We start from the raw sequence: 26,097 nt of genomic DNA on the forward strand, positions 1-26,097 counted from the left end.
CAGCAGCCAAACAACAGGGGGCGTCGGAACGCCCCCTTCTAACAACACCGCTACGCAGTCGCAGCCACGCTCATCGAACCTTAAACGCCCACGCTTTCCGCGGCATTGTTCATCGCGGCGTCAAAGAAACTTTCCCGCGCCTGCGCATTGACGCGAGCGTAAGCGCGATTGACCCCGCTGATCACCGCGCGAATCGACGCCGTCACCAGATTGGCGTCGATGCCGACGCCGAACGCGCTGCCGGTCACATCGGCGCCGGCCATTTCGGCCACCGCTACCGCGCGGGCATCCGCGCCTTGCGTCAACGCGCGTTCTTCATAGTGCTGAATTCGCACCGGCACGCCGATCGCGTGCATCAGCGCGTCGAGCGGGCCGTTGCCTTCGCCGGTCAGCACGCGCCGCGTGCCGTGGATATCGACCGTCAGTTTGATGCGCTCGCGCCCATCGCGCTCGGCGAGGCTGTGGCCCACGTAATGAATCGGCGCGGTGTTCTGCACATATTCCTGCTGGAACAATTCCCAGATCTGCGCGGACGTGACTTCCTGGCCGCTGTCGTCGGTGAAGCGCTGCACGGCCGAGCTGAAGTCCACCTGCAGGCGGCGCGGCAACACGACGCCGTAGCCCTGTTCGAGCAGATACGCGATGCCGCCCTTGCCGGACTGACTGTTCACGCGAATTACCGAATCGTAGGTGCGGCCGAGATCGGCCGGATCGATCGGCATGTAGGGCACTTCCCAGACCGCGTCCGGCTTCTGCACCGAGAAACCCTTCTTGATCGCGTCCTGATGCGAGCCCGAGAAGGCCGTGAACACCAGATCGCCGACATACGGATGACGCGGATGGATCGGCAACTGCGTGCATTCTTCCGCGGTACGCGCGACTTCGTTGATGTTCGAGAAGTCGAGGCCCGGATCGACGCCCTGCGTGTACAGGTTCAATGCGAGCGTGACGAGGTCCACATTGCCGGTGCGCTCGCCGTTGCCGAACAAGCAGCCTTCGATACGATCCGCGCCGGCCATCACGGCGAGTTCAGCGGCGGCCACGGCGGTGCCGCGATCGTTATGGGGATGCACCGAGATGATCAGCGAATCGCGGCGCGCGAGATTGCGGTGCATCCACTCGATCTGGTCCGCGTAGATGTTCGGCGTGGACATTTCGACGGTGGCCGGCAAGTTGACGATGGCCTTGTGTTCCGGCGTCGGTTGCCAGACATCGAACACGGCGTCGCAGACTTCCTTGGCGAATTCGATTTCCGTGCCGCTGAACACTTCCGGGCTGTACTGGAACGTGAACTGCGTTTCCGGCATGGTGGCGGCGATGCGCTTCATCGTGCGCGCAGCGTTTTGCGCCAGTTCCTTCACGCCGCTCTTTTCCAGATTGAAGACGATCTTGCGGAATTCCGGCGCGGTCGCGTTGTACAGGTGGACGATGGCGCGCGGCACGCCACGCAAGGATTCGAAGGTGCGCTCGATCAGGTCGTCGCGCGCTTGCGTCAAGACTTCGATGGTGACGTCGTCGGGGATATGGCCGCCTTCGATCAGCTCACGCACGAAATTGAAGTCGGTCTGCGAAGCGGACGGAAACGCGACTTCGATTTCCTTGAAGCCGATCTGCACCAGCGTCTTGAACATGCGCATCTTGCGTTGCGCGTCCATCGGCTCGAACAGCGACTGATTGCCGTCGCGCAGGTCGGTGCTCATCCAGATCGGCGGGTGCGTGATGGTGCGCGACGGCCACTGGCGATCCGTCAAGGTGACGGGCTTGAACGAGCGGTATTTGGTAGCGGGGTTCTTCAACATTTTCATCATCCGTGGGTGAGACCAGGTAGCTGGGAGTCGACCGGACGACGAAAAGACATGACGAGGCGCCGGTCGAAAACCGGGGCTGGGTCAGTTACTGGGGAATTTTGCGGTGCTTCGGGTGTTTCAGATGGAAGCGCGCAGCAGCAGACCTAGCCCGGTAGAGGGGGCTAGTAGTAGCGATAGGATGGTCTGGGCGCGGTACATAGTGCGCAATAGGACCATATTATCGGGACGGCGTCAAGCGCCGTTCCCTTGTGGCTTGAGACTGGCGGAGGTCAATGCGCCGGTTTCACGAAGCGCAAAGTCATGCGATCCGATTCGCCGATCGCCGCATATTTCGCCCGGTCGACGTCGCCACCTTCGAAGGTCGGCGGCAGCGACCAGACGCCGTTCGGGTAGTTTTTCGTGTCGCGCGGGTTGGCGTTCACTTCGCTCTTTCCGGCCAGTTCGAAGCCGGCCGCGCGTGCGTGTTCGATCACGTAGTCTTCCGTCACATAGCCGGTGTCGATGGTCTGTTGCAGCGAGGTCCCCGGCGCCGCGCGATGTTCCTCGACACCGAGCACACCACCCGGCTTGAGCGCCGCGTAGAACGCGCGCAGGTTGGCGTCGATCTGGCCGTCCTTGATCCAGTTATGGATGTTGCGGAAGGTCAGGACCTCGTCGACGCTGGCATCGGCCGGAAAACCGCTGAACTGGCCGGCGTGCAGCGTGCCGACCACGACATGGCCGTACACGGCGGGCGTGGCCGCCAGCTTGCGCGCGAACGCGGCCCGATTGGCCTGTGTTTCCGCCGATGGCGCACTCTGCGGGCCGTCGTACTGCGCTTCGTAGAGCTTGCCGTGCTCGCGCAGATACGGCGCGAGGATATCCGTGTACCAGCCGCCGCCCGGCTCGATCTCCAGCACGCTTTGCGACGGCGCGAGTTCAAAGAATTGCAGCGTTTCCTTCGGATGGCGGTAGACGTCGCGGGCGCGGGCCTTGTCGCCGCGTTGCGGTCCGGAAATCGCGGCATCGAGCAGCGCCGGACTGGACGATGCGGAAGTTGACGCGGAATTCGAGGCCGACGGGCCGGCGCAGGCCGCCAGCAGCAGCGTTGCGGTGAGCGTCGCAAGCGTGGCGCGCAGCATGCGAGCCTGAAGATTGGGTTGTGGGTTCATGACGTCCATTATCGGGCGCGACCGCGCGGGAACAAAATCGGTAATAGGCGTAAGGATAGGCGTTCGCCGGGTTTCGCGTGGCGCTCGCCGCAACCGGAATAAAAGACCGTGCCCGCCGGTTTCCCTGTTGACCGCGGCGCGTCCTGACGGTCGCCGAATCCGAAGCGCGGCGTGGCGCGTATAACTGGTGTGGTGAGTTGGCCGTCGCGTGCGGGCCTGTTGTATGCCGGGGCGCGACTTGATCCCCTTCATTTCATTTTGCCGGAGGCAGGTATGAAACGAACATCGACGATGTCGCAGGTAGGGCGGGTTTTACTGTGCGCGGCCGCGTGCGCGATCGCCGCACAGGTGGGCGCGCAGGGTTTGAGCCCGCAGGACGACATGAACGCGCCGCAAAACAGCACGCGTTTGATGCCGAACGCGGCGCGAGGCAGCGAATATCCGACGCACGGCAACCAGCAGGCAGGGGAAATGAACCTGAATCCGACCGACCCGCGCGCGCAACTGGTCAACGGCCTGCCGAATCACACCAATTCCGGCGGTTATGGTTCGCCGCTCGCCGGCGTGCGCACCTACGTGCAACCGGCAATGCCCTCGAATTGAGCGGCCGCACGGACAACAGTCGTGTTGCATCGCGCGTTGGATAGCAGCGCATCCTCGCACGGACTGTTTTGTTCAATTGAGCTTTTTCGGGCGATGGGCCGCGTGTGGCCTGAATACGGGTACGGGTCGGAGTTCGAACACGATTGGCAGCGTACCGCTCTGCGCGATCACCGCGACGCCGATGGCCACCAGGATCAGCAGTAGCAGCGCGCTGCCATCGCACCGGATCGGCGTGCCTCGCCGGTGCCCGACGCCGCTGCCGTTGAAGCAGGCCGTAAGCTACAATTGCCGACGGCTTGAAAAACGGAACATCAATGAAGATTCGGATTCTCTCTCTCGTCTGCGTCACGACCGCCGCTGCGCTGCTGGCGGGCTGCACGGCCGTCTACAAGAACACGGACGCATGCGAACAGTTGATGCGAAGCAAGCTGGCGGAAACGTCGCCCGATACGCTCAAGATCACCCATGCCGCCACCGGTATCCACGGCTCGCGCGTGGTGGTCGAAGGATCGATCGAACGGGCGGCGGTCCCGGCGTCAGCGCCCGGGGCGGCGAGTGCGCCGCTCGCAGCTTCGGCTGTGGCTGTAGGTGCGGCAGGCGCATCGGATGCGTCGGCAACCGGAGGGTTCTGGTTCAAATCCGCCAGGACGCGGAAGACCGTCACGCCGGCGGCCGCGGAGTGCACGTTCAACGGCCCGACGCTGAGCGCATTCAACTGGCTCGCGCCGGCCAATCTGGCGACACCGGCCACCAGCGCGACCGAGTAGCACAGCGCGCGGCGCCGAAACTCAAGCCGTCGCCTCGTCTCGCTTGCGTGGCTTTGCCCGCATCCGTTCCAGCACGCATTCACCGAACGCCTGCGGACGTCCTTCAAAGCACCGTTCCACCGCCCGCATATCGATCAGGCGCTTCCGCAGGGCCGTGCGCTCATCGTGGGCGTCGATCATTCGCACGGCGGCGGCGATGTAATCCTCGACGCTCTCCGCAGTGGTCCACGACGGCATGCCCACGCGCTCGAACAGCGCGCCGTCGATGCGCTCGAACACCTCCGGCCCGCGCTTGCAGATGCCGGGCAAACCCAGCGTGAGCGCGTCGACGATACCGTTGGTATTGCCGAACGGAAACGGACTGAGAAACAGGTCCGAGCGATTGACGCGCGCCAGATAGCCCGCGTATTCATGAAAGCTGTGCACGACGGCGTGCGGCAGCGTCTGGCGAATCACGTCGCGCATGCGGTCGAGCGGCAAACCGAACGGCACGCCGCTCATGAAGTGAAATTGGACCGGCGTCGCCCCGCGTTCGCCGATTTCACGGCACGCTTCGAGAAAGCCGGGATTGAGCTTCATTGCGCTGGCCGTGATGACGATCTCCAGCGTCTCGCGTGACGGCGGAATCTCGGCGACGATCTCCGGCAGCGCCACCGACGGCCGGTACGGTTGGCCGTCTTTCGGCAGTTTCATCAGACGCTCGCTGAAACAGTCGGGGTCGCCGACGTAGTCTTCCTCCACGCTGACGTAATCGATCTTGTCGGAGTGCGTGGTGGCCGGGTGCCCAAGGCCGGCGATCTGCAGCGGCGCAATGCGCAGGTTCGACATGAACACCGTGAGCGCGAACATGCCGACGCTGGGCATATAGAGCACGTCGGGCTGTTCCGCCTCGGCAAAATCGCGAATTGTTCTCAGACATTCGCCGATATATTCCGGCTCTTCCAGTTCGATGAAACGGTCGAACACCGCGCGGCCAATCTCGTCCACGGCATAGCCGAAACCGAAAGCTACCACTTCGAAATGTTCGCGCGCGGCTTCGAGCGTAAGCGAGTGCGTGCGGTAGATCGAATGCGCGCCGCTGAACCACTCGAGCACGACCACCATGAGCGGTTTCTTGCCACGTTGCTTGCGGCTTTTCGTGCGCGCCAGTTGTGCCGCGGGAATGTCGGCCAGTCCTAATTGGTCCAGCTTGCGGCGCACCAGCGCGTTGATGTCCCGCTTGATCTCGTGCCGCCGCGGCGTGTCCGCGTAGCTGCAGAACATATAGGCGTTGTGCAGCACGGCGGTTGGCAGGTCGTCGAGGTCGTCGATCTGCTGCAGTTTGCCGGGCAGCCATTCCATTAGCGCTTCGCGTTTGATATGCGCGTTCGCCGAGCCCTTGAAGACCGGCGCCAGCAGAGCGAGTGCAAGACAGGCGGCAAGCGATTTATCATTGGCCCACAGCGCGGCGAAGTCGAGTTCCAGTTCGGACTCGGTCGAATAGAGCACGCAGAGTTTTTCGATGAAGCGGTCGCCGGGTAGAAACTGGGCGTTATCCGGACCACGCGGATTCAGGTGACGGCTTACGTGGTCCGCATTACCGAATGGCGTGCAGGCAAACACCAATCCGACCCATTCGTGCAATGTCAGAAGCAATCTGAAGCATTCGGTCGGCAACTGGAATGCCGGGTCCGCGAACAGGGTCGACGCCGCGCTCGCGAGACGTGTGCAGAAGCGCATGTGCTGCTCGGCGGGCGGCAGACCGGCCATGCCCGAGGCGCGAAAGCTGCCGTCCAGTTCGCCGCGCTTCTGCTGCAGGAGCGCCAGCGCGGCGATGAACTGGATCGCGGCTTTCAGATGCTGCCGCGTGTAGACGAGCTGCTCGAAATGATCGAGCGAAAAAGTGGGTTCTTCCATCTGCCGAGACGTCCAGAATTTGCATGACTAACTAATCGGAACCAGGTTAGCCGGAGCACGGAATTATCTCAGCCGATGGATCCCAAAACGGTTCGCCCGAAGAGTTTGCGAAATTTCAGCGTCGAAAGAAGCCATCGGTTCAGAACGCGTAGTACGGCCCCGGGCCCGCCGATGTCTCGCGCGAGGCGATGGCGGTATAGACACGTCGTCCGAAGAAGAACGGCAAGCCCCAGCCGAAGCCGCTGCTGGCCACGCCGGCCAGATTGTTGAAGGCATTGTTCGACGAGGCGAACAGCGCGCTCGAATTGGCGACAGCGAACGACACCATGTTCGACGCGCCATCTGTACCGGTGATCGCGGCGCTCGCGGCCTGTATCGAAGCCGGGCAGTACCAGAAGCCGCACTGCGGGAACTGGCTCGTGCGGAAGAACAGCCCATTCGAACCGCTGTCGACATAGCTCTGCGAATAGGTCTGCCCGCCGCTCGTGGTGACGACGTAGCCCGTCACCGGATTCGCCTTGAGGACGCTGGCGCCGTTCAGCGCGTTGTTGGCCTGGGTGCCGATGCCGAAGATCATCGAACCCGATACGCTGGCCGCGCCGGCGTCGGCGATGGCCGGCAGGTCGATGACCATGCCGTTGTTGTCGAGCGCAAAGCGGCTGACCGGATTGGTGACCTGCTGCGCGAGGGCTTGCGTGCTGGCGAGACAGGCGCCGCCGGCGTCGCAACTGTAGTACCAGCGCGGCAGCGCGGCGCTGACGCAGCCGCTGCCGCAGTCGGCCGCGAACAGGCCCACGCCGAGAATACCGTTCGAGCGCAGGCCGGCCACCGTCTGCATGGCGCGGCCGGATCCCTCGCAGTCGGCAGGCACGTCGGGGAGCGCCGGATCGGCGATGGTCTGGATCGGAATCGAGGCTGCCAACTGGCCGGCCATGCGGACGTCCGCGCTGCGCACCGCGCCCCAGGTGTAGCCGCCGCCGAACACCGCGCATTCGCCCGCAATCCCGCTGCCCGACGCGATTGCCGCGAGCGGCAGGTCGGCCGGCAATGCGGACGCCAGAATCCTGAGTCCGTGCGAACCGGTGTCGACCTGGACATTGTCGACCGTCACGCAATTGCTGGTGCCGGGCTGGCAGACGGTAACGCTCGTCGTCAGCATGTTGCGCGTCAGACCGGGCGCGGCGGAGACGGCGATCGGCTGGACGTTCGGCGTGTTCGACTGCGGCACGGAGCCGCCTGGGCTCGCGCCCGAGGCGGCGGGCGGCGCGGCGGCTACCGGCGCGCTGGCGGCGCCCGGGCTGTTGCCCGGTGCGGCCGGCCCGGTCGGGGACGTGGCGGCCGGCGTGCCGCCGCCACCGCCGCCGCCGCATCCCGCGAGGGCGGCGCAGATCAGCAGCGGGGCATAAGAGGACAGGTCGGATTTCATGGTGTGGCGCGTGTTCGTCGAGGTGGAGTGCGGATGCCGTGTGCGTGGTCGGGGGCGCATCACTGGAAATCGTCGGCTGTCACGCCGGGCGGCAGCGCCGTCGGCAGCCATGCGCGGCCTGCGTACCCGCGCATCGGGCCGCCGGATTCCACGATCACGTCCGGCCGCGCCACGCGCGAGACGTGCAGATTGCCGTCCGCTGCCGCCGCGGCGGCGCCGGCGCGATACGAGTCCGCGTACTTGCCGAGCAGCGCGCGCAAGTCCGGCATGGTCGGGCCTTGCCACGCATAGCCGATGATCTGGCCGGTGTTCGCCGCGTACTCGGTGATAGTCGTGTTGCCGGCGTCGGTAAATGTGCGCACGCGCAGCGCCCCGTTCAACATGGCGCGCGGCGCGCTGGCGCTCGCATCCGCCCTCGACGGCATGGCGCCGCCGAGTTCGGCGCACGCGCCGCGGCTCGCGAACAAGGCGGCGAAAGCGATCGCCGAGGCTGCGAAAGCCGGCGTAAAAGTAGGCAATGGCATGGCGGTCGGTCCCGTGGCTGAAGCGCTCAAAGGCTTCTGGTGATGTCCATTTCAAGATATCACTCGGGTTTTTGAACCGTTACTGGAAGCGGCATCCAGTTAATTTAGATATATCGAAATTGACCGCGACAGGACTTCGGAAAGTGCTGTCGAATCAATGATCTGACGATGACGTAGGGTGTATCTGACAGTGCGTTGGGAAATGTGGGTAATTGTTAAATTTGCCGTGCGCGAGGCCGTTTCAGGCGCGAAAACGACATCCTTGCGCCTGACGGAAAGGTCGACAGAGTTTGGACGCTTCGGAGTCCTTCTCGCGGATTGATTCCGCGTCGTTTGCGCGCGCCTCGCGCTGCTCAATTCGCGGGCAAACCCGGGTTTTTGCACATGACTCGCCGGGATCGGTAAAATGTTGGGTTGATCCACGGAAACTTGCCGTGGCGTAGCGGAAGGATTCCCCGAACATGACTGATCTTCGTCTTACCAAGCGGTTTGCAGTAATGCTGATGGCAGGCGGTCTGGTCGCCGGCTGCGGCACGTCGTCGCCGACCAAAGTCGACTACAAGAGCGACTCGAAATCGAAGCAGGTATCACTTGCCGTACCGCCGAACATGGTCGATGAGACGGCCGATCAGCGTTCGTTGCCCCCGCAGGGCGGCGAAACCTCGTTGTCCACGCTCAAGCAGGTTCAGGCGCAAGCGCCGTCGGCCAATTCCGTGGTGGTGGCGCCGGCGGTCAGCGGCATGCATATCCAGCGCGACGGCACGGAAAGCTGGCTCGTCATCGACAACAAGGCGCCTGAGCAGGCATGGCCGCAGATTCGCCGCTTTTGGCAGGAACAGGGCTTTCTGCTGGTGGTCGACCAGCGCGACAAGGGCGTGATGGAAACCGACTGGAACGAAACGCACGCGCAGATCAACGACGGCCTGATCCGCGGCACGCTGTCCAAAGCCATGGGCAACAGCTATGTGACCTCGGAGCGCAACAAGTACCGCACGCGTCTCGAAGCGGCGCCGAACGGCGGCACCTACGTGTTCGTCAGCCAGAAGGGCATGCGCGAGGCGCTGACCGGCACGAACAACGATTCGAGCACGTGGGTGGCGAAGCCGAACGATCCGGGCCTCGAACAGGAATATCTGAAGCGGCTGATGGCGGCGCTGGCGCTGGCCGATTCGCGCTCGAAACCGGCTGACGCGCAAAACGCCGACCTGTCGGCCGGCGCGCAAACGGCGCCGAACGCGGCCACGGCGGGCGCCAAGTCGGCGGCTGCGGCCACGGCGGCGCAAAACGTTTCGCTGTCCGCCCAGCAACCGTCGCCGAACGCGGACGCGAACGGCAACGAAGCGCAGCTTTCGTCGACGGAACTCACGCTCGGCGAGCCGTACGACCGCGCCTGGTTGCGCGTGGGCCTCGCGCTCGACCGCAGCAACTTCACCGTCGACGACCGCGACCTGACCCGCGGCCTGTACTTCGTGCGCTACGTCGACCCGAAGGACATGACATCGGCCGAACAGGGCTTCTGGAGCCAGGTTTTCCACGGCAAGAAGGAAAAAGTTGCCAAGCAGTATCTGGTGAACGTGCGCGCCGTGACGCCTAACCAGACGCGTGTCGCCGTGGTCGACGACAAGGGCACAGTCGACCAGAGCCCGCAGGCCCAGCAGATCATGAGTCTGATGGCCGACCAGTTGCACTGAGCAAGGCCGCCGCAGGCGGCAACGCTGTCTGAAACCCGTCCGGGAATGACTCCGGGCGGGTTTTTTTATGCCCCGAGAGTCCGGCAAAGCATGGCCGACAAGCGATCCTCGAACGCCTGCGGACGTCTTTTGCTTGGTTCGCTCAACACCGGTCCAAACCGGCCGTTCAACGGGAGATGGCCATGTTCGACGTGATTCCTTACTGGATGTGGGCGGCGAGCTTGCTCGTTCTGGCGTTGGTATGCGTCGCAGCCTTGAACCCGCGTGAATCGCGGCGGCCCACCGGCCTGCAGCTTCGGCATGGCGCGGCTCAGCGTACGAAATGGCGAACGCTCTAACTTGACCCACCGCTGCGGCCGCCTCGTGCGGCTGCACGTAACGTGACGTTACCCCGGTGACGTAACTATCCAAGCCTTCCTGAGTAACTCTCTCCGCAACCTTCCTCCGCAGAAAAACTCAAGAAAAATCAAGCGGTTGTCGTTGGTTTCGAACGATTTAACATAGCTGGCACACAAGCTGCTTTTATACACTCATGGGGCCGGATTGCATGACCCGGCGTGAGTTGGCGACGAGTCTCGATCGACGATCCGAAACCATTCCGGACCATTCCAGCATCGGCCGACGAACCGATGCTTCGCCCGATGACGGCCTGCGCGCTGCGCGGCCTCGGTGGCCCCGTCGCCTATCCTCGTAGGGCGACGGTTTCGCCCGCACTCCGACGTGGAGTGCGGGCTATTTTTTGTGCGGCCGGAATTCGGCGCGGCCAGGCGTGGCGGCGCGAAAGATGAAAGTTATGAGAGTCGGCGACGCCGTGAAAGCGTCGCGCGAAACAAAGCGGATTTCAGGTGTCGGCGCGGCGCGTGCCGATCCACGGCAGACGCTTGACCACGCCGGTGGCGAGCGCGGTGCCGACCAGAATCACGCCGCAGCCTTCAATCATGCCCGGCGAGACGCTTTCGCCGAGAAACAGCGCGCCCCACAGAATGCCGAAGATCGGGATGACGAAGGTCACCGTAATCGCGCGCGCCGGTCCGGCCACCGCGATCAGATGGAAGAACAGCATATACGCGACGCCGGTACAGGCGACGCCGAGCGCGATCACCGCGCCCCACGCGTGCAGCGAGATCGGCGCCGCCGGCCAGTAGATCAGAGCGAGCGGCAGCAGCACGATGGTGGCGCCGGTCATCGTGCCGGTGGCGACGGTCAGAGCGTCGACGCCGGTCAGATGGCGCTTGGTGTAGTTGGCGGCGATGCCGTAGAGCAACGTGGCGCCGAGCGCGGCGCCGGCCGCTAGCGCGGTGGTGAGCGGCGTGGCCGCCGTGCCGTCGGGTGCGGCAATCTGATCCCACACCAGCATCAGCACGCCGAGAAAGCCGATCACCAGCCCGAGCGTGCGCAGCGCGCTCAATCTGTCGCGCAGCCACAGAAAGCCGACCAGCGCGCCCCACAGCGGCGTGCTCGCATTGATCACAGACGTGACGCCGGCCGACAGCGTCAACTCGGCATAGGCGAACAGGCAGAAGGGCGCCGCCGAATTCAGAATGCCGACCACTAGCAGCGGGAAAGCGCGCGTGCGCAGGATCGTCGCGGACTGGCGCAGCGGACGCCGCGCGATCAGCACGATCGCGAGAAAGGCCGCGCCGATGCCGACGCGCAGTGCCATCAACGGCGCGACGCCGAAGTCGGTGACGCCAACCCGGATAAACAGGAACGAGGCGCCCCACAGGGCGGCGAGGATCAGCAACTGGAGCAGGTTTTTAGCATTCATCGAGGTGGCGCCGCGCGCGGTTGAGTCGAGACACCTGTGCATCGTAGCAGTGCAGTCGGGCGAAACGTTTCAGGCTGCAATGAAACGGCAAGTTCCGGGAGACGGAGGCGTTGGATAATCGTCGATCGTAAGCGCAGTGGCGGTCCGCGCATAACGAGCAATTCTCACGCTGATGTGAGAAATATTGCGATCAGGACGTTGGAGTGGGGCTGAAATGACAAGCTGGAAGAAAAGGCCTGCGCGCGCAACGTGAATTATTTTGCGGCAGCGCGGCAGAGCGGCGGCGGAGCGCCGGCGAAGTCGCTCCAGCCTGTTCCGGCTAAAGCGACGCACGCCCGCGTCCACGCGGCCGCTGCCCGCCACTCGGAGTGCATCGCGCGTATCGAGCCAACGGGTTGCGCAGGCGTAATAGCCCGCACAACCCGACCCGCCTCAATGCGGAATCATCCACTGCAGGACATTCTGCTGCAGCCACACCAGCACGCCGAGCAGTACCGTCAACAGAATCGAGTGTTTGAAGGTTTTGGCGAAGACCACGCCTTCCTTGCCTTTGAGTTCGGTGGTCGCCACCCCGGTCGAAATGTTCTGCGGCGAAATCATCTTGCCCATCACGCCGCCGGACGAGTTCGTAGCCGCCATCAGAATCGGGTTGAGATTCAGCTGATTGGCCGCCACCACCTGCAGGTTGCCGAACAGCGCGTTGCCCGACGTGTCGCTGCCCGACAGGAACACCGCGACCCAGCCGAGGAATGCCGACACCAGCGGAAAGAACGGTCCGACCGACGACGCGCCGAGGCCGAGCGTGTACGTCAGCCCCGAGTAGTTCATCAGATACGCGAGCCCGACGATGGTCGCCACCGTGAGGATGGCGATGCGCGTCTGCACCCACGTGTCGGCGATCGCCGCGCCGAATTCGCGCGGGCTCAGTTTGACCACGGCCGCCGTAATGAGCGCGGCGACCAGAATCGCCGTGCCGGTGGCGAGCGGCTGGAAGTCCCACACCGCGCTGTACGGCGTGTTGTACAGCGTGATGAAGACGGCCTTGTCGAGTCCCGGCCATGGCACCTTGACGTCGCCGATCAGGAAAATCTTCGCCACGGTCCAGATGATCACCACCACCGAGACGATGATCCACGGATACCAGCCCTGGCCGCCGCCGATCTTGCCCCGCACTTCGCCCACGCGGTCGATGTTGACCGCGAACTTCGGATCCGCCGCGGGCTTCCAGACGCGCAGAAAGGCGATCGTGACGATAAGCGAGACCATCGACGACAACACGTCGGTCAAGCTGTAGTTCACATAGTTCGACGCGACGAACTGCGTGAGCGCGAAGCTCGCGCCCGACACCAGCAGCACGGGCCACACCCGCAGCATGTTGCGAAAGCCGGCATAGACGCCGATCACATAGAAGGGCAGCAGGAAGGCGAAGAACGGCAACTGGCGGCCGACCATCTTGGCGAGCGTGTCGGCCGGCAAATGCGTGACCGCGCCGAGCACGGTGATCGGCACGCCGAGCGCGCCGAACGCGACTGGCGCGGTATTGAAGATCAGCGTGAAGGTGAGCGCTTCGAGCGTGGGGAAGCCGAGCAGAATCAGCAGCGAACTGGTGATGGCGACCGGCGTGCCGAAGCCCGAAATCCCTTCGAGCAGCGCGCCGAACGAAAACCCGATCACGACCAGCACCACGCGCCGGTCGTTCGGCAGGTTGTCGATCATCCACATGCGAAAGGCGGCGAAGCGGCCCGAGCGTTGCGAGATGTTGTAAAGCAGGATCGCCGCGAACACGATCCACATGACCGGCCAGCAGGCGAACACCGCGCCGGCGACGACCGAATCGACCGCGAGTCCCACGGGAAACTGCCAGACCAGGATCGCCACGATCAGGCCGACGATCAACCCCGCGAGCGACGCCTGCCAAGCCGGCCGGCGAGCCCAGCCAAGCAGGAGCAGCACGACGATAATCGGCAGCGCCGCGACGAGGAACGATGGCAATAGCGAATTGCCGACAGGAGTGAGTAGTTGGTGAAACATCACGTCTCCTTCATTGTTGTTAGGACTCGACGCGGCACCACGCACTCCGGAGCGCGTCGCTATGGCATGACGGATGGGCGTCGCCGACTCGCGGGCGCGGCCGGGATCGCTTTTTTAAACGGCTACTGCATGTGGCTTACCAAGCATAGAACCCAGTCCGGCCGCGTCAAGAAGGGAAACTACGGGCGCAGCGAATGGGCGCTGGGAGCGCGGCTTGCGCGGACTGGTCGACGCGGCGCATGGCGCGCGACGTTGTGCGGGCGCGTCGGTACGACCGATCGGGTTCAATCGTGCCGGCTGGTGTTAATGCCAATGACCGTGACCGCCCCATCCGCCACCACCGTGACCGCCCCAGTAACCACCAAAGCCGACGCCGATCGACACCGACGGCCCATACCAGCCCGGATAGCCGTAGTAAGCCGGGTAGACCGGCGGCGGATAGTAAACGGGAGCGGGGGCGACATACACAGGCGGGGCGGCGACCGCGTATGTCGGCGGCGGGGCTGGTTGGCCTGTCTGCGCTTGTTGCAACTGCTGCGGTTGTTGCTGCTGCTGATCTGCCGAATAGGCGTCTTGCCCGACCGGGACCGCCTGTTGCGTTCCCGCCGCGGGGACCGTCGCGTAATACGGCGAATAGCCCGCCGGATAGTAACCGTACGGGTAATAACAGCCAGACAGCGTCATTAAACAGACCGCGCCACCCAGCGCGATGCCTGTTTGCGAAAGGCGTGGGAAAGACGGGGAAAAGCGCAGCGGCCACCGCTGGCCGATCGCGCACGCCGTGTTGATGAGGCGGGACTTCATGACGCGCTCCTGGTTGAATCGGACGCCGCCATCAGGGGCGTGACGTCATGAGCTTACGCCGCCTGGGCACCAACAGGATTGCAAAACCGTAACGGCTTATTTCACCTCGTTGCGGCGCGTCGAACGGAACGGTTGACTGCGTATTCGCGCTGGCTGTTGAGACGCGGAGCCGCTTGCATGTCGGCGTGGGCGAAGCATTGTTCGGCCCACGCTCGCATGACATCCCGACGCATGTCGTGCGCATGATTCTCCGTTACTTACCAACCTCATGCCCGATCACGCCGCCCGCCGCCGCGCCGCCGAGCGTCGACAGCGCATTGCCCCCGATCGCTGCGCCCGCCGCGCCACCCAGACCCGCGCCAATGGCGGTGTCGCGCCCCTGACGGCTCATGCCGTCGCATGCGGAAAGGCTCACCAGGACGGCCGCGATGGCCGCAAACGTACCGATTTGACGTATCGATTTCATGATGTTGACTCCAGTGGTTACGGTCGGCAGTAGACACCGCCCATGCGTTTGATGGTATCGCCGCATCCTGTATCCGGATGTGTGCGCTTGTCAGCGAAACGACGGTTTCGTAATCAAGTGTTTCCCTCCATTTAGCATGCGGCGTGCCCGGTCGGCGCAAACGCAAAAGCCCGCCAGTGGCGGGCTTCGTTACTGCAATGCAGAGGTTTGGCGGGTCGGGTGGCGTAATAACGATGCCCGCTCCGCGAACCCAACCTTACTGCCGCTGATAAATCTCAGCGCCTTTCTTCATGAACTCGATCGACTTCACTTCCATGCCTTTCTTCAGCGCTTCGTCGTCGGTGACGCCTTGTTGGGCGGCGAACTCGCGTACGTCCTGCGTGATCTTCATCGAGCAGAAGTGCGGGCCGCACATCGAGCAAAAATGCGCGACTTTCGCCGAATCCTTCGGCAGTGTTTCGTCGTGGAATTCGCGCGCCTTGTCCGGATCGAGACCGAGGTTGAACTGGTCTTCCCAGCGGAACTCGAAGCGCGCTTTCGAGAGCGCGTTGTCACGCACCTGCGCGCCCGGATGGCCCTTCGCCAGATCGGCGGCGTGCGCGGCGAGCTTGTAGGTGATGATGCCGGTCTTGACGTCGTCCTTGTTCGGCAGCCCGAGGTGTTCCTTCGGCGTGACGTAGCAGAGCATCGCCGTGCCGAACCAGCCGATCATCGCGGCGCCGATGCCCGATGTGATGTGGTCGTAGCCCGGCGCAATGTCGGTCGTCAACGGTCCCAGCGTGTAGAACGGCGCTTCGTCGCACCATTCGAGTTGCAGGTCCATGTTTTCCTTGATGAGCTGCATCGGCACGTGGCCGGGGCCTTCGATCATGGTCTGCACGTCGTGCTTCCACGCGATCTGCGTGAGTTCGCCGAGCGTCTTCAGTTCGCCGAGCTGCGCTTCGTCGTTGGCGTCGTAGATCGAGCCGGGACGTAGACCGTCGCCGAGCGAGAAGGCCACGTCATACGCCTTCATGATTTCGCAGATGTCTTCGAAATGCTCGTACAGAAAGCTTTCCTTGTGATGCGCGAGACACCACTTCGCCATGATCGAACCGCCGCGCGAGACGATGCCGGTCATGCGCTTGGCCGTCAGCGGCACGTATTGCAGACGCACGCCCGCGTGGATCGTGAAGTAGTCGACGCCTTGCTCGGCCTGTTCGATCAGCGTGTCGCGGAAGATTTCCCACGTCAGGTCTTCGGCCTTGCCGTTGACCTTTTCGAGCGCCTGATAGATCGGCACGGTGCCGATCGGCACCGGCGAATTGCGGATGATCCACTCGCGCGTTTCGTGGATATGCTTGCCGGTGGAGAGATCCATCACCGTGTCGCCGCCCCAGCGGATCGCCCACGTCATCTTGTCGACTTCCTCGCCGATGGAGGACGTCACCGCCGAGTTGCCGATGTTCGCATTCACCTTCACGAGGAAGTTGCGGCCGATGATCATCGGCTCGCTTTCCGGGTGATTGATGTTATTCGGGATGATCGCGCGGCCGCGCGCCACTTCTTCGCGCACGAACTCGGGCGTGATCGCCGTGAGGCCGTTCGGGCCGAACGCGCTGGCGCCGAACGCCTGGCCCGGGTGCTGACGGCCCATCATCGCCGCGAGCTTTTCGCCGTTCGGCCCGCTTGTCTTGAGGCTCTCCAGATACTCGGCGCGGCGCTGGTTCTCGCGAATCGCAATGTATTCCATTTCCGGCGTGATGATGCCTTTGCGCGCGTAATGCATCTGCGAGACGTTTTTGCCGGCGATCGCGCGGCGCGGCGTGCGATGCAGGCCCTTGAAGCGCAGATCGGCGGTGGCCGTGTCGGCGGCGCGCTCGCGGCTGAAGTCGCTCGACAGACCCGTCAGCGCTTCGGTGTCGCCGCGTTCTTCGATCCAGGCCTGGCGCAGTGCGGGCAAACCTGCGCGGATGTCGATCCTGGCTTCCGGATCGGAGTAAGGGCCCGACGTGTCGTAGACATAGACCGGCGGATTCTTTTCGCCACCGAAGCTGTCGGGCGTGTCGGCCTGCGAGATTTCGCGCATCGGCACGCGGATGTCGGCACGCGAGCCGGTCACGTAGACCTTGCGGGAATTCGGCAGCGGCGCGACAGCGGCTTCGTCGACGTGAGCGTCGGCGGAAAGGAACTTCGGATTGGCGTTCATCTGTATCTCCAGTGCAAAGCTATGTGGGGCGGCTAAGCAGGAGACGAGACGGAAGTAGTCGGAATTCGCGAGAGATGAGGCAATAAAGCTTGGCTGCGAAATCCGTACGCTTCCCTGCGCTGGCATTATCCAGATCAGGTTCAAAGGGTATTTCTCACCCACGTGGCACGGACCTCCAACCTCCGTGCGACGCAGGACCCCCGCGTTAGCAGCGCACACGATACACCGGCCGCCCGCTGCTTGGCAACCCATCTTGAAAAGTCGGATGATGGAAATAACAGCGGGCCGCGACGCGCTGCTTGCGGATCGACGGGGCGGCCGAAGATGCGGCGGCAAAAGTTTTGCGCGGCGCGCGGGGCGTTGCTTACAGCGTGAAATCGTCGGCGGCTTCGGGCTGAAACAGGATCTTTTCCAGCTTCAGCACTTTCTCAGTGCCGCTCGGCGGCGTGAAGCGGATGCGCTCGCCGCGTTTGGCGCCGAGCAAGGCAATGCCGGCGGGCGAGAACACGTTCAGGCGGCCGTGCGCGAAGTCCGCATTGGGCGGATAGACCACGGTCCAGGTCATTTGCTCGCCGCTGGTTTCGTCGACCAGCGTGGCTTGTGAGTTCATCGTGACGACGTTGGCGGGTATCTCGCGCGAATCGACAATCACCGCGCGTTCCAGCACGTCGTCGAGCATGTCTTGCAAACGCGCGTCCGCACCCGGCCTGGCGGCGTGTTTCTCGAGACGGGCGACGTCGAGTTCGGTGAGGTAACAGGTTTTCGTCTTTTTCACGACGGGTACTCCAATTCGATCTGCATTTGAGGGAACAGCGTGCGGATGAGATCGGCCCGGAGCCCGACAACGCGGCTCAGGCAATGGAGCGGGCAGCGTTAGATCGGGCGCCGGGCGGCGTGGAGCGGGAGCGTTCGGGACGGCTCGCCGGCGTGGCGCGGCATGAGTTCCGCGCGCGCGCAGCCGGTTGCGCGGCGGGGGCGCAAGCGGAAGAAGGCACGGGAAGTCGGAAAGCGCATCGAGGTAGCCGGCAGGCAGAGAAAGAGAGTGAAGAGGGCGCCGCCATTCATCTGACTGAATGTGCGCGATCGAAAGGGCAATGTTAGCACGCGAGTCGTGCATCGCCGGCCGTGTTCGCGCTTCAGGAAAAAAGCTGGGAAAAATTGCAAATGCGCTGTCATAACCCGCCGTGTGGTCCGACAAACGTGCAGATCCTGATTGGAGCATGTCATGCAAACCGCCGGACTCCGCCGAGACCATCGGCGTTTCACTCGAAGCATCGCGCTCGCTGTCGCGCTGACTACGCTGCTGGCCAGCGGCTTCGCGGACGCGGCCAGCGCCGTCTGCAGCGCGCATAGCCCGGCGCATCGTGTGGCGCTGGTCGAGCTATACAGCAGCGAAGGCTGCAATAGCTGCCCGCCCGCCGACAACTGGCTGAGCCAATGGAAAAACAGCGGCGCGACGCAAAGCATCGTGCCGTTGGCGCTGCACGTGGACTATTGGAATAGTCTCGGCTGGACTGACCGCTTCTCGCAACATCGTTTCACTGAACGTCAGCAGGCACTCACCAATCTCGGCGGCGGTCACACCATCTACACGCCGGAGATTTTCGTCTCGGGACGCGAACTGCGTAGCTGGTCGCGACGCGACAGTTTCGAGAGCAGCATCGGCAAGGTCGTCGGCGAGCCGGCGCAAGCGAACGTCGCGCTCGAACTCAAGCAACAGCAGACGCCGGGTGCGTTTAACGTCACGGCGCAATTCACCAGCAAGTCGGCAGACACAGCGGGCCAACTGGACGCCTACCTCGCTGTCTACGAAAACTCGCTGAGCTCGCAAGTCGGCGCCGGCGAAAACAGCGGCGTCACCTTGCATCACGAACGCGTTGTGCGGCAATGGATCGGCCCGGTGCCGCTCGTCGCGGGCAACGCACAGATTCGCCGCGATATCCGCATCCAGGACGCCGCCGCGGATGCCAACGTCAACGCGCCCGCCGACCGCTTCGGCGTGGTCGCCTTCGTCGAAAACGAGGCGACCGGCGATGTTCTGCAAGTGGCCGAACTGGCCGCGTGCCATTGATCGCCGCGTCCGCGCCCACAGGAGAGTTTCATGGCAACCCATCATGCACTTCGCGACACTGTGCCGTCCACCGAGCCGCAAAAGAGCGGTGCGATCCATCCGCTGTGGGTGCGTCTCACGCATTGGCTCAATGCGCTCGCCGCCATCGTGATGATGTTGTCGGGCTGGCGCATCTACGACGCCTCGCCGATCTTCCCGGCGTTCCATTTTCCGCCCGCCATCACGCTCGGCGGCTGGCTCGGCGGCGCGCTGCAATGGCATTTCGCGGCGATGTGGCTGCTGGTTTTCAACGGCCTGCTGTATCTCGCCTTGAACCTCGCGAGCGGGCGCTTCGTGCGCAAGTTCCTGCCGGTGTCGCCGCGCGCCGTGCTGCACGACTTCGTCGCCGCGCTGACCGGCAAGCTCTCGCACGCCGACTTGCGCGTCTATAACGCGGTGCAGAAATTCGCCTACCTGTTCGTGGTCTGCGATCTGATCGTGCTGGTGCTCTCGGGCCTCGCGATCTGGAAGTCGGTGCAGTTTCCACTGCTGCGTGAACTGATGGGTGGCTACGACAACGCGCGCATCGTCCACTTCTGCGCGATGTCGCTGATGGCCGCGTTCATCGCCGTGCATCTGGTGATGGTGGCGCTCGTGCCGCGCTCGCTGCTCGCCATGTTGCGCGGACGCTGAGCCGTTCATCCGCTGAAGCGAACGTTACGGATACCGAATCATGAACACACCCGCTCGAAACTCCACTCGTTCTGCCGGCCAGAAGCTCGATCGCGAATCGATTCTGATCGACGCCCGCCGCGAACTCGCGATGCCGTCGCGGCGTCTATTCGGCAAACGCCTTCTAACGCTCGGCGGCCTGTCGATGCTGACCGGCTGCTCGCTCACCGACGACGACTCGGTCAACAAATTTCTCACCGCCGTCTCGCGCCTGAACGACCGGGCGCAAGCCGCGCTGTTCGATCCGAAGCAACTCGCGCCGACCTACACCGAAGCGCAGATCACGCGGCCGTTTCCGTTCAACGCGTTCTACGGCATCGACGACGTGCCCGAGGTGAACGGCGCCGATTACAAGCTGCAAATCAGCGGGCTCGTCACCGGTCAGCGCGTCTGGTCCTTGCCCGAACTGTACGCGCTGCCGCATGCCGAGCAGATCACGCGGCACATCTGCGTGGAAGGGTGGAGCGCGATCGGCCGCTGGGGCGGCACGCCGTTCAGCGACTTTCTGCGGCGCATCGGCGCGGACACGAGCGCGAAGTACGTCGGCTTCAGATGCGCGGACGACTACTACGAGAGCATCGACATGCCGACCGCGCTGCATCCGCAAACGCTGCTCACGTTCTCGTACGACGGCGAGCGCTTGCCCGCGAAATACGGCTTCCCGATGAAACTGCGCATGCCGACCAAGCTCGGCTACAAGAACCCGAAGCACATCGTCGAGATGTTCGTCACCAACACGTATCCCGGCGGCTATTGGGTCGACCAGGGCTACAACTGGTTCGGAGGCTCCTGACGCGCGCGGGTCGGCGCCGCTGAGGCGGCGGCGCGACCCCGGACGGCAGAAGCTTCGGAAATACGCCGGCTAGTGCTCTGGCCGGTCTTGATTTATCCATAACCAAGGAGTCATCCCATGAAAAAGTTCGCACTCGCAGCACTGGCCGTCGCTCTCCTCACCAGCGGCGGCGCCGCGTTCGCCCAGGCAAGCGGCGCCATGTCCAACGACGCGATGTCGAAGGACACCATGTCCAAAGATGCGATGTCCAAGGACAGCATGTCGAAGGACGGCATGAAGAAGGACACGATGAAACATGACAAGATGAAAAAGGGCGGCGCGATGAAGCACGAAGCGTCGGGCGCCATGGCCAACTGAGCCGTCCTGACTATGCGGCTCGCATAGCGCGAACGCGCCGGCGGCCCGCACGACAGAAAGCCGGGGCATGTCCCCGGCTTTCTGTTGCAAGTACGCCAACAAGTTACGATTCTTTCAAGCGACGCGGTGGGCGCTTACTGCATAATGCGATGCGCGCCAAACGTTTGGCGCGTGTTCGCCGTGGCTCGATCTCTCCCGATCGTCGCGGCGTTGTGGCCCCATTGGCCATCTATCGTCCTTCCGTTCCACCGACATGTCCGCCAGCCTCGCCCGTCAGACCGCATCGCCGATGCGGTGTCCGCCATCCCGCCTCCGGGTCTTTAGCGGGGGCGCAGCACCTCGAGCGGCATGGGCGGGTTGAACGCATGTCGCTGCAATTCCTGAATCGTTTTCCGCGTGGGTTTCCGATCCGTTTGCCGCAATCGCGCAACGGGCAGATCGCGCTCGCGCTCGCCGTCGTCTATCTCGTGTGGGGTTCGACGTATCTCGCCGTGCACGTCGCGCTGGGCTCGTTTCCGCCGCTGCTGCTGTCCGGACTGCGCAACCTGTTCGCCGGGGTAGGGCTGTTCATATTCGCCGCGCGTCGCAATCCGGTCTGGCCGGGCGCCGCCGAAATCCGCAATGCCGGGCTCGTCGGCACCATGCTGGTCGGTCTGTCGAGCGGCATGCTCGCCTATGGGATGCGCACCGTCGGCACCGGTACCGCAGCCGTCATGGTCGCGACCGTGCCGCTGTTCGCGACGGTGATCGCGGCGGTGGCGGGGCGCAAGATCGGCCGCGGCGAGTGGTTCGCGGTGGGCCTCGGTCTGGTCGGCATTGCGATTCTTAGTCACGGCGACAGCGCGCCAGGCTCGGCGGGCGGCAGCCTGGCGATTCTCTGCGGCGCGCTTTTCTGGGCGGGCGGCGCGCATCTGGCCGGGCGTTTGAAGCTGCCCTCGGACCTGTTTCTCTCGACGTCGCTGCAAATCGGCCTGGGCGGCGCGATGTCGACGCTGGTCGCGTGGGTCTCGGGCGAGCGGATGCTCGAGGTGCATGTTCTGCCGGTGCTGGCGTTTATCTACCTGATGCTGATCGGAACGATGGCCGCTTACGTCGCCTACGGTTTTCTGATCCGGCACACCAGTCCGATCATCGCCAGCAGTTGCATGTATGTGAATCCGGTGGTGGCGGTCGCGCTCGGCGCGCTGCTGCTCGGCGAGCCGGTCACTCATTCCACGGTGGTCGCGACTATCGTGATTCTGGCGAGCGTCGGGCTGTCGTTCTGGTTCGACTACCGGAAGAAGGGACTCGCCTGAGTCCAGCCTGAAGCGGGCGACGACCCGCTTGTTTCACAACGCCGCCGCCACTTCCGCGCCTTCGCGAATCGCGCGTTTCGCGTCCAGTTCGGTTGCCACCTTCGCACCGCCGATCACGTGGTAGCGCGGGCCGTTGGCGCTGTCCGCCTTTGCGTCCGCCGCCGTCTGCGGAAGCAGATCGCGCAGCGACTCCTGCCCCGCGCACACGACGATCGTGTCCACCTCCAGCCACTCCTCGACGCCCTCACGCGCGATCTTCAAACCGCGCGCGCTGATTTCCCGATACGACACACCGTCGAGCATCTTCACGCCGTTTCTCGCCAACGTCGCGCGATGCACCCAGCCGGAAGTCTTGCCGAGTCCCATGCCGAGCTTGCCGGCCTTGCGCTGCAACAGCCAGATCTGCCGCGGCGGCTCTGCCGGCGCGGGCGGTTTCAGGCCGCCGCGTTCCCGCACGGCCAGATCGACACCCCATTCGTCGAGCCACGCATCGCGCGGCACGGGCAGCGGCTCACCCGCGCGATGCAGCAGAAACTCGCTGACGTCGAAGCCGATGCCGCCCGCGCCGATCACGGCGACGCGCTGACCGACCGGCGCACCGCGCAGCACATCGACATAAGACAGCACGTTCGGCCCGTCGATGCCGGCAATCGCCGGCCGCCGCGGCACGATGCCGGTGGCGACGATCACATCGTCGTAAGCGCCGGCGGCGAGCAGCGCGGGATCGACGCGCGTGTCGAGCCGCACGTCGACGCGGTGGCGCTGCAACTGGCTCTGAAAATAGCGGATCGTCTCGCTGAACTCTTCCTTGCCTGGCACGCGCATGGCCAGATTGAACTGGCCGCCGATCGTTGCGCTGGCATCGAACAGCGTCACGCGATGCCCACGCGCGGCGGCCACGGTCGCCGCCGACAAGCCCGCCGGACCCGCGCCGACCACTGCGATCGAACGCGCGGCCCGCGCTCCGGCGACCGGCCGGTAGACCAGTTCGGTCTCGCGTCCCGCGCGCGGATTGACGAGGCAGGTGGCGCGCTGGTTCTTGAACGTGTGATCGAGACAGGCCTGATTGCAGGCGATACAGGTGTTGATTTCCTGCGCGCGTCCCTCGGCGGTCTTCACGACGAATTCGGGGTCGGCCAACAGCGGCCGCGCCATGGAAACCAGATCGCCGGCGCCTTGGGCGAGCAGGGCCTCGGCGACCTCGGGCGTATTGATGCGGTTCGACACGATCACCGGCACCTTGACGGCCGCCTTCAATCGCGCGCTGAGCGCAGCGAAAGCCGCGCGCGGCACTGAGGTCACGATGGTCGGCACGCGCGCTTCGTGCCAGCCGATGCCGGTATTGAACATCGTCACGCCGGCCGTTTCGAGCGCCTGGGCGACCTGCACGGTTTCGTCCCACGTGTTGCCGCCTTCCACCAGATCGATCAGCGAAATCCGGTACACGACGATAAAGCGTTCGCCGCACACCGCGCGCACCCGCTCGACGATCTCGCGCGCGAGCCGCATGCGGTTCTCGATGCTGCCGCCGTAGGCGTCGGTGCGGTGATTGGTGCGCGGGCACAGGAACTGGTTGAGCAGATAGCCCTCGCTGCCCATGATCTCGATGCCGTCATAGCCGGCGCGTTGGGCGAGGCGCGCGCAGCGCGCGTAGTCGCGCACGGTCTTCGCAATGTCGGCGATGCTCAGCGCGCGCGGCTTGAACTTCGAGATCGGCGATTTGATTGCCGACGCGGAGACCACGAACGGTTGATAGCCATAGCGGCCCGCATGCAGGATCTGCAGCGCGATCTTGCCGCCTTCGGCATGCACGGCCTCAGTCAACTTCCGATGGTTGCGCAGATCGAGCACGGAATTCAGCGTGCCGCCGAATGGCAGGAGCCAACCCTGGCGATTCGGCGAGATTCCGCCCGTGACGATCAGGCCGACGCCGCCCTTCGCGCGCTCGCGGAAATACGCCGCGAGCTTCGGATAATTCCAGAAGCGGTCCTCCATGCCGGTGTGCATCGAACCCATCACCACGCGGTTACGCAGGCGGGTGAAGCCGAGGTCGAGTTCGGCGAGTAAGTGTTGGTAAGACATGCGGAGGACCGTGTAAGTATTGGGCGCGCACGAACAATACACCCGCGGCGTGCCATCCCTCCGAGGAAACTTTCTAATCCTCGTAACTCGTTGCTCCGTAAGACATTCTTCAGTCGCCGGCAGACAGATCAGAGGCCGCGGCACGCGCATTGCTCGAAGCGGGCGTCCGTCGACACGAGCCGTGCGATGGCAGAAGGGATAGGAGGGGCATTCCGTTTCGCAGAGCTGCCTGACCGTTCGTATGACCAACGAACCAGCATCAGACGGCGTGTTGTGCGAAGCGGAAGTCCACAAAATCAATGGGTCGTGAGCCCGACAAATCGATACAGGTGAACATAATGAAACTAATCCGAACCATGGTGGCGATGGCTGCCGTTGCATCCGTTCTGAGCGCGTGCGGTGGCGGCTCCGACGACGTGGGCAAGGAACTCGGGCTGACCAATCCGGAGATCCATTTCATCCATGCCATTCCCAGCGGCCCGGCGGTCGACTTTCTCGTCAACGGCACCGCGCCCTCGGGACAGACCAACATCAGCTATAAGGGTGTGACGAACTTCACCAATATCAACACGGGCGCGACCACGGTCGCTTACTCCGCGACCGGCACGACGACCGCGCTCGCGAGCGGCAGCTTTCCGGATGTCGCAAAGGGCCACCAATACACCGTGCTCGCCTTGCCGGGTCTGGCCGCGCCGGCCATCGGCCTGATCGACGATCCGTTCGACAAGGGCCTGCTGTCGAATAGCGCGCGTTTGCGCGGCTTCAACGCGTCGGCGAACGCGACGAACCTCGACCTGTACCTGGTCCAGTCCACCTCGACCGACATCACCAACGTCTCGCCGACGATGGCCGGTGTCGCCTTCAAGAACGCCGTGCCGGCGAGCGGTCAGGATTCGATCTATGTGTCGGGCGGCACCTACGTGCTGATCGCGACCACGGCCGGCAGCAAGACCCCGATCTTCCAGTCGCCTGCCTTCACGCTGTCGAACAATGCCGACTGGCTGGTCACGTCGGTGCCGATCGCCGGTGCGCTGAGCCAGCTCGTGCCGGGCCAGATCCATCTGCTGGTTGCGCAGAACGGCAACACGCAGACACCGAGCGTCGAGTTGACGAACACGCTCAATGGCCAATAAGCGCTGATGAAAGCGCCGGCTGAGCGCATGCAATAAGTGGTAAGTCCTAGGGAGGACGGAGCGGCGATCCACGTGAGTGGATCGCCGTTTTGTTTGCGGCCTTGCCCCGGCGATGGCCGACACCCGCAACACCTGCGGCTTCTACAAGGCTTGGCAACACTCGCGGCCTCGACCACGGCCCGCGAAGACGAACAAAAACGACCGCACGAAAAAAACCCGCCACGGTGTCCCGCGGCGGGCTATCCCTGTCCTTCATGCCAGACGCTATCAAGCGCCCGGCGTCTGCTTCGTTATGCGCTGCTTATTTGGCCTTTTCGGCCGAGTTCGTGATGGCGTTGCCACCCTTCGAAATATCCTGCCCGGCCCCCGCCATCGTGTTGCAACCGGCGAGCGCAGCTGTCCCTGCAATGAGAAGCAAAGCGATCAGTCGATTCATGAAAGTTCTCCTTGTCGAGAATGCATTGGTTGACGTGCCCATCTTTACGGCACGCGCCAGCCGAGCTAGCTGCCGTCCGACCGGGGCTTACGCCAG

Annotated in this window: 23 protein-coding genes and 1 riboswitch; of the genes, 10 read left to right on the forward strand and 13 right to left on the reverse strand. The window is 63.9% G+C overall.

Features of this window, described 5'->3' with window-relative positions; genetic code table 11:
• Positions 1 to 80: 80 nt before the first annotated feature.
• Together leuA and B0G73_RS07145 are read right to left on the reverse strand one after the other, a co-directional pair.
• Complete coding sequence (leuA, locus tag B0G73_RS07140) at positions 81 to 1,799, reverse strand: 2-isopropylmalate synthase (protein WP_106279303.1); 1,719 nt, start codon at positions 1,797 to 1,799, stop codon at positions 81 to 83.
• Positions 1,800 to 2,077: 278 nt separating this feature from the next.
• A complete protein-coding gene (locus B0G73_RS07145; RefSeq protein ID WP_106279305.1) occupies positions 2,078 to 2,968 on the reverse strand; it encodes a class I SAM-dependent methyltransferase in 891 nt (296 codons plus the stop codon).
• A 264-nt stretch (positions 2,969 to 3,232) separates the two neighbouring features.
• Between B0G73_RS07145 and B0G73_RS07150 the strand changes: the two genes are divergently transcribed.
• Positions 3,233 to 3,562 carry a hypothetical protein gene (locus B0G73_RS07150; protein ID WP_106279307.1) on the forward strand — a complete coding sequence of 110 codons (330 nt, stop codon included), beginning with the start codon at positions 3,233 to 3,235 and terminating at the stop codon, positions 3,560 to 3,562.
• A gap of 314 nt (positions 3,563 to 3,876) precedes the next feature.
• Positions 3,877 to 4,329: a hypothetical protein gene (locus tag B0G73_RS07155; RefSeq protein WP_106279309.1), complete on the forward strand. Its 453-nt coding sequence runs from the start codon at positions 3,877 to 3,879 to the stop codon at positions 4,327 to 4,329.
• Positions 4,330 to 4,350: 21 nt separating this feature from the next.
• Here the strand turns inward: B0G73_RS07155 and B0G73_RS07160 are convergent, their stop codons facing one another.
• The 3 genes from B0G73_RS07160 to B0G73_RS07170 form a co-directional block, all read right to left on the reverse strand.
• Positions 4,351 to 6,225 carry a glycosyl transferase family 1 gene (locus B0G73_RS07160; protein ID WP_106279311.1) on the reverse strand — a complete coding sequence of 625 codons (1,875 nt, stop codon included), beginning with the start codon at positions 6,223 to 6,225 and terminating at the stop codon, positions 4,351 to 4,353.
• A gap of 139 nt (positions 6,226 to 6,364) precedes the next feature.
• Positions 6,365 to 7,651: a DUF3443 domain-containing protein gene (locus B0G73_RS07165; protein WP_106279313.1), complete on the reverse strand. Its 1,287-nt coding sequence runs from the start codon at positions 7,649 to 7,651 to the stop codon at positions 6,365 to 6,367.
• Positions 7,652 to 7,710: 59 nt separating this feature from the next.
• Positions 7,711 to 8,175 (reverse strand): DUF2844 domain-containing protein, encoded by a 465-nt coding sequence (locus B0G73_RS07170; protein WP_106279315.1) that lies wholly within the window; start codon positions 8,173 to 8,175, stop codon positions 7,711 to 7,713.
• 461 nt (positions 8,176 to 8,636) lie between these two features.
• Here B0G73_RS07170 and bamC point away from each other — a divergent pair, with 461 nt between their 5' ends.
• Positions 8,637 to 9,866: an outer membrane protein assembly factor BamC gene (bamC, locus tag B0G73_RS07175; protein WP_106279317.1), complete on the forward strand. Its 1,230-nt coding sequence runs from the start codon at positions 8,637 to 8,639 to the stop codon at positions 9,864 to 9,866.
• 182 nt (positions 9,867 to 10,048) lie between these two features.
• Positions 10,049 to 10,204: a hypothetical protein gene (locus B0G73_RS40415; protein WP_181196506.1), complete on the forward strand. Its 156-nt coding sequence runs from the start codon at positions 10,049 to 10,051 to the stop codon at positions 10,202 to 10,204.
• A gap of 503 nt (positions 10,205 to 10,707) precedes the next feature.
• On the opposite strand, the gene B0G73_RS07180 is transcribed toward B0G73_RS40415, so the two are convergent.
• The 6 genes from B0G73_RS07180 to B0G73_RS07205 all read right to left on the reverse strand — a co-directional run bounded on the left by B0G73_RS07180 (position 10,708) and on the right by B0G73_RS07205 (position 17,898).
• Entirely contained in the window at positions 10,708 to 11,634 is a 927-nt protein-coding gene (locus B0G73_RS07180; RefSeq protein ID WP_106279746.1) for a DMT family transporter, read from the reverse strand.
• A 432-nt stretch (positions 11,635 to 12,066) separates the two neighbouring features.
• A complete protein-coding gene (locus tag B0G73_RS07185; protein ID WP_106279318.1) occupies positions 12,067 to 13,665 on the reverse strand; it encodes an L-lactate permease in 1,599 nt (532 codons plus the stop codon).
• Between the two features lie 303 nt (positions 13,666 to 13,968).
• Positions 13,969 to 14,469: a hypothetical protein gene (locus B0G73_RS07190; protein ID WP_106279320.1), complete on the reverse strand. Its 501-nt coding sequence runs from the start codon at positions 14,467 to 14,469 to the stop codon at positions 13,969 to 13,971.
• A gap of 253 nt (positions 14,470 to 14,722) precedes the next feature.
• Entirely contained in the window at positions 14,723 to 14,935 is a 213-nt protein-coding gene (locus tag B0G73_RS07195) for a glycine zipper 2TM domain-containing protein (protein ID WP_106279322.1), read from the reverse strand.
• Positions 14,936 to 15,191: 256 nt separating this feature from the next.
• Positions 15,192 to 17,123 carry a phosphomethylpyrimidine synthase ThiC gene (gene thiC, locus B0G73_RS07200; protein WP_106279324.1) on the reverse strand — a complete coding sequence of 644 codons (1,932 nt, stop codon included), beginning with the start codon at positions 17,121 to 17,123 and terminating at the stop codon, positions 15,192 to 15,194.
• A 93-nt stretch (positions 17,124 to 17,216) separates the two neighbouring features.
• A riboswitch (TPP riboswitch) is annotated at positions 17,217 to 17,335 on the reverse strand.
• A 152-nt stretch (positions 17,336 to 17,487) separates the two neighbouring features.
• On the reverse strand, positions 17,488 to 17,898 hold the full coding sequence (locus B0G73_RS07205; RefSeq protein ID WP_106279326.1) for a GreA/GreB family elongation factor: 411 nt from the start codon (positions 17,896 to 17,898) through the stop codon (positions 17,488 to 17,490).
• A gap of 450 nt (positions 17,899 to 18,348) precedes the next feature.
• Between B0G73_RS07205 and B0G73_RS07210 the strand changes: the two genes are divergently transcribed.
• The 5 genes from B0G73_RS07210 (at position 18,349) to B0G73_RS07230 (ending at position 22,350) form a co-directional block, all read left to right on the forward strand.
• A complete protein-coding gene (locus B0G73_RS07210; RefSeq protein WP_106279327.1) occupies positions 18,349 to 19,194 on the forward strand; it encodes a thioredoxin family protein in 846 nt (281 codons plus the stop codon).
• A 30-nt stretch (positions 19,195 to 19,224) separates the two neighbouring features.
• The gene (locus tag B0G73_RS07215; protein ID WP_106279329.1) at positions 19,225 to 19,866 is read left to right on the forward strand and encodes a cytochrome b/b6 domain-containing protein; all 642 of its coding nucleotides are present in this window, start codon (positions 19,225 to 19,227) and stop codon (positions 19,864 to 19,866) included.
• Positions 19,867 to 19,906: 40 nt separating this feature from the next.
• Positions 19,907 to 20,698, forward strand: a complete 792-nt coding sequence (locus B0G73_RS07220; protein WP_106279330.1) for a molybdopterin-dependent oxidoreductase — start codon at positions 19,907 to 19,909, stop codon at positions 20,696 to 20,698.
• A gap of 117 nt (positions 20,699 to 20,815) precedes the next feature.
• On the forward strand, positions 20,816 to 21,055 hold the full coding sequence (locus tag B0G73_RS07225; RefSeq protein WP_106279332.1) for a pentapeptide MXKDX repeat protein: 240 nt from the start codon (positions 20,816 to 20,818) through the stop codon (positions 21,053 to 21,055).
• A 365-nt stretch (positions 21,056 to 21,420) separates the two neighbouring features.
• Entirely contained in the window at positions 21,421 to 22,350 is a 930-nt protein-coding gene (locus B0G73_RS07230) for an EamA family transporter (RefSeq protein WP_106279334.1), read from the forward strand.
• A 33-nt stretch (positions 22,351 to 22,383) separates the two neighbouring features.
• Here the strand turns inward: B0G73_RS07230 and B0G73_RS07235 are convergent, their stop codons facing one another.
• Positions 22,384 to 24,432 (reverse strand): NADPH-dependent 2,4-dienoyl-CoA reductase, encoded by a 2,049-nt coding sequence (locus B0G73_RS07235; protein WP_106279748.1) that lies wholly within the window; start codon positions 24,430 to 24,432, stop codon positions 22,384 to 22,386.
• Between the two features lie 338 nt (positions 24,433 to 24,770).
• Here B0G73_RS07235 and B0G73_RS07240 point away from each other — a divergent pair, with 338 nt between their 5' ends.
• Positions 24,771 to 25,565, forward strand: a complete 795-nt coding sequence (locus tag B0G73_RS07240) for a DUF4397 domain-containing protein (RefSeq protein ID WP_106279336.1) — start codon at positions 24,771 to 24,773, stop codon at positions 25,563 to 25,565.
• 301 nt (positions 25,566 to 25,866) lie between these two features.
• Here B0G73_RS07240 and B0G73_RS07245 read toward each other — a convergent pair whose 3' ends face one another.
• Complete coding sequence (locus B0G73_RS07245) at positions 25,867 to 26,001, reverse strand: entericidin A/B family lipoprotein (protein WP_106279338.1); 135 nt, start codon at positions 25,999 to 26,001, stop codon at positions 25,867 to 25,869.
• Between the last annotated feature and the right edge of the window lie 96 nt (positions 26,002 to 26,097).

The organism is Paraburkholderia sp. BL25I1N1 (genome assembly GCF_003002025.1).
Lineage (GTDB): Bacteria > Pseudomonadota > Gammaproteobacteria > Burkholderiales > Burkholderiaceae > Paraburkholderia.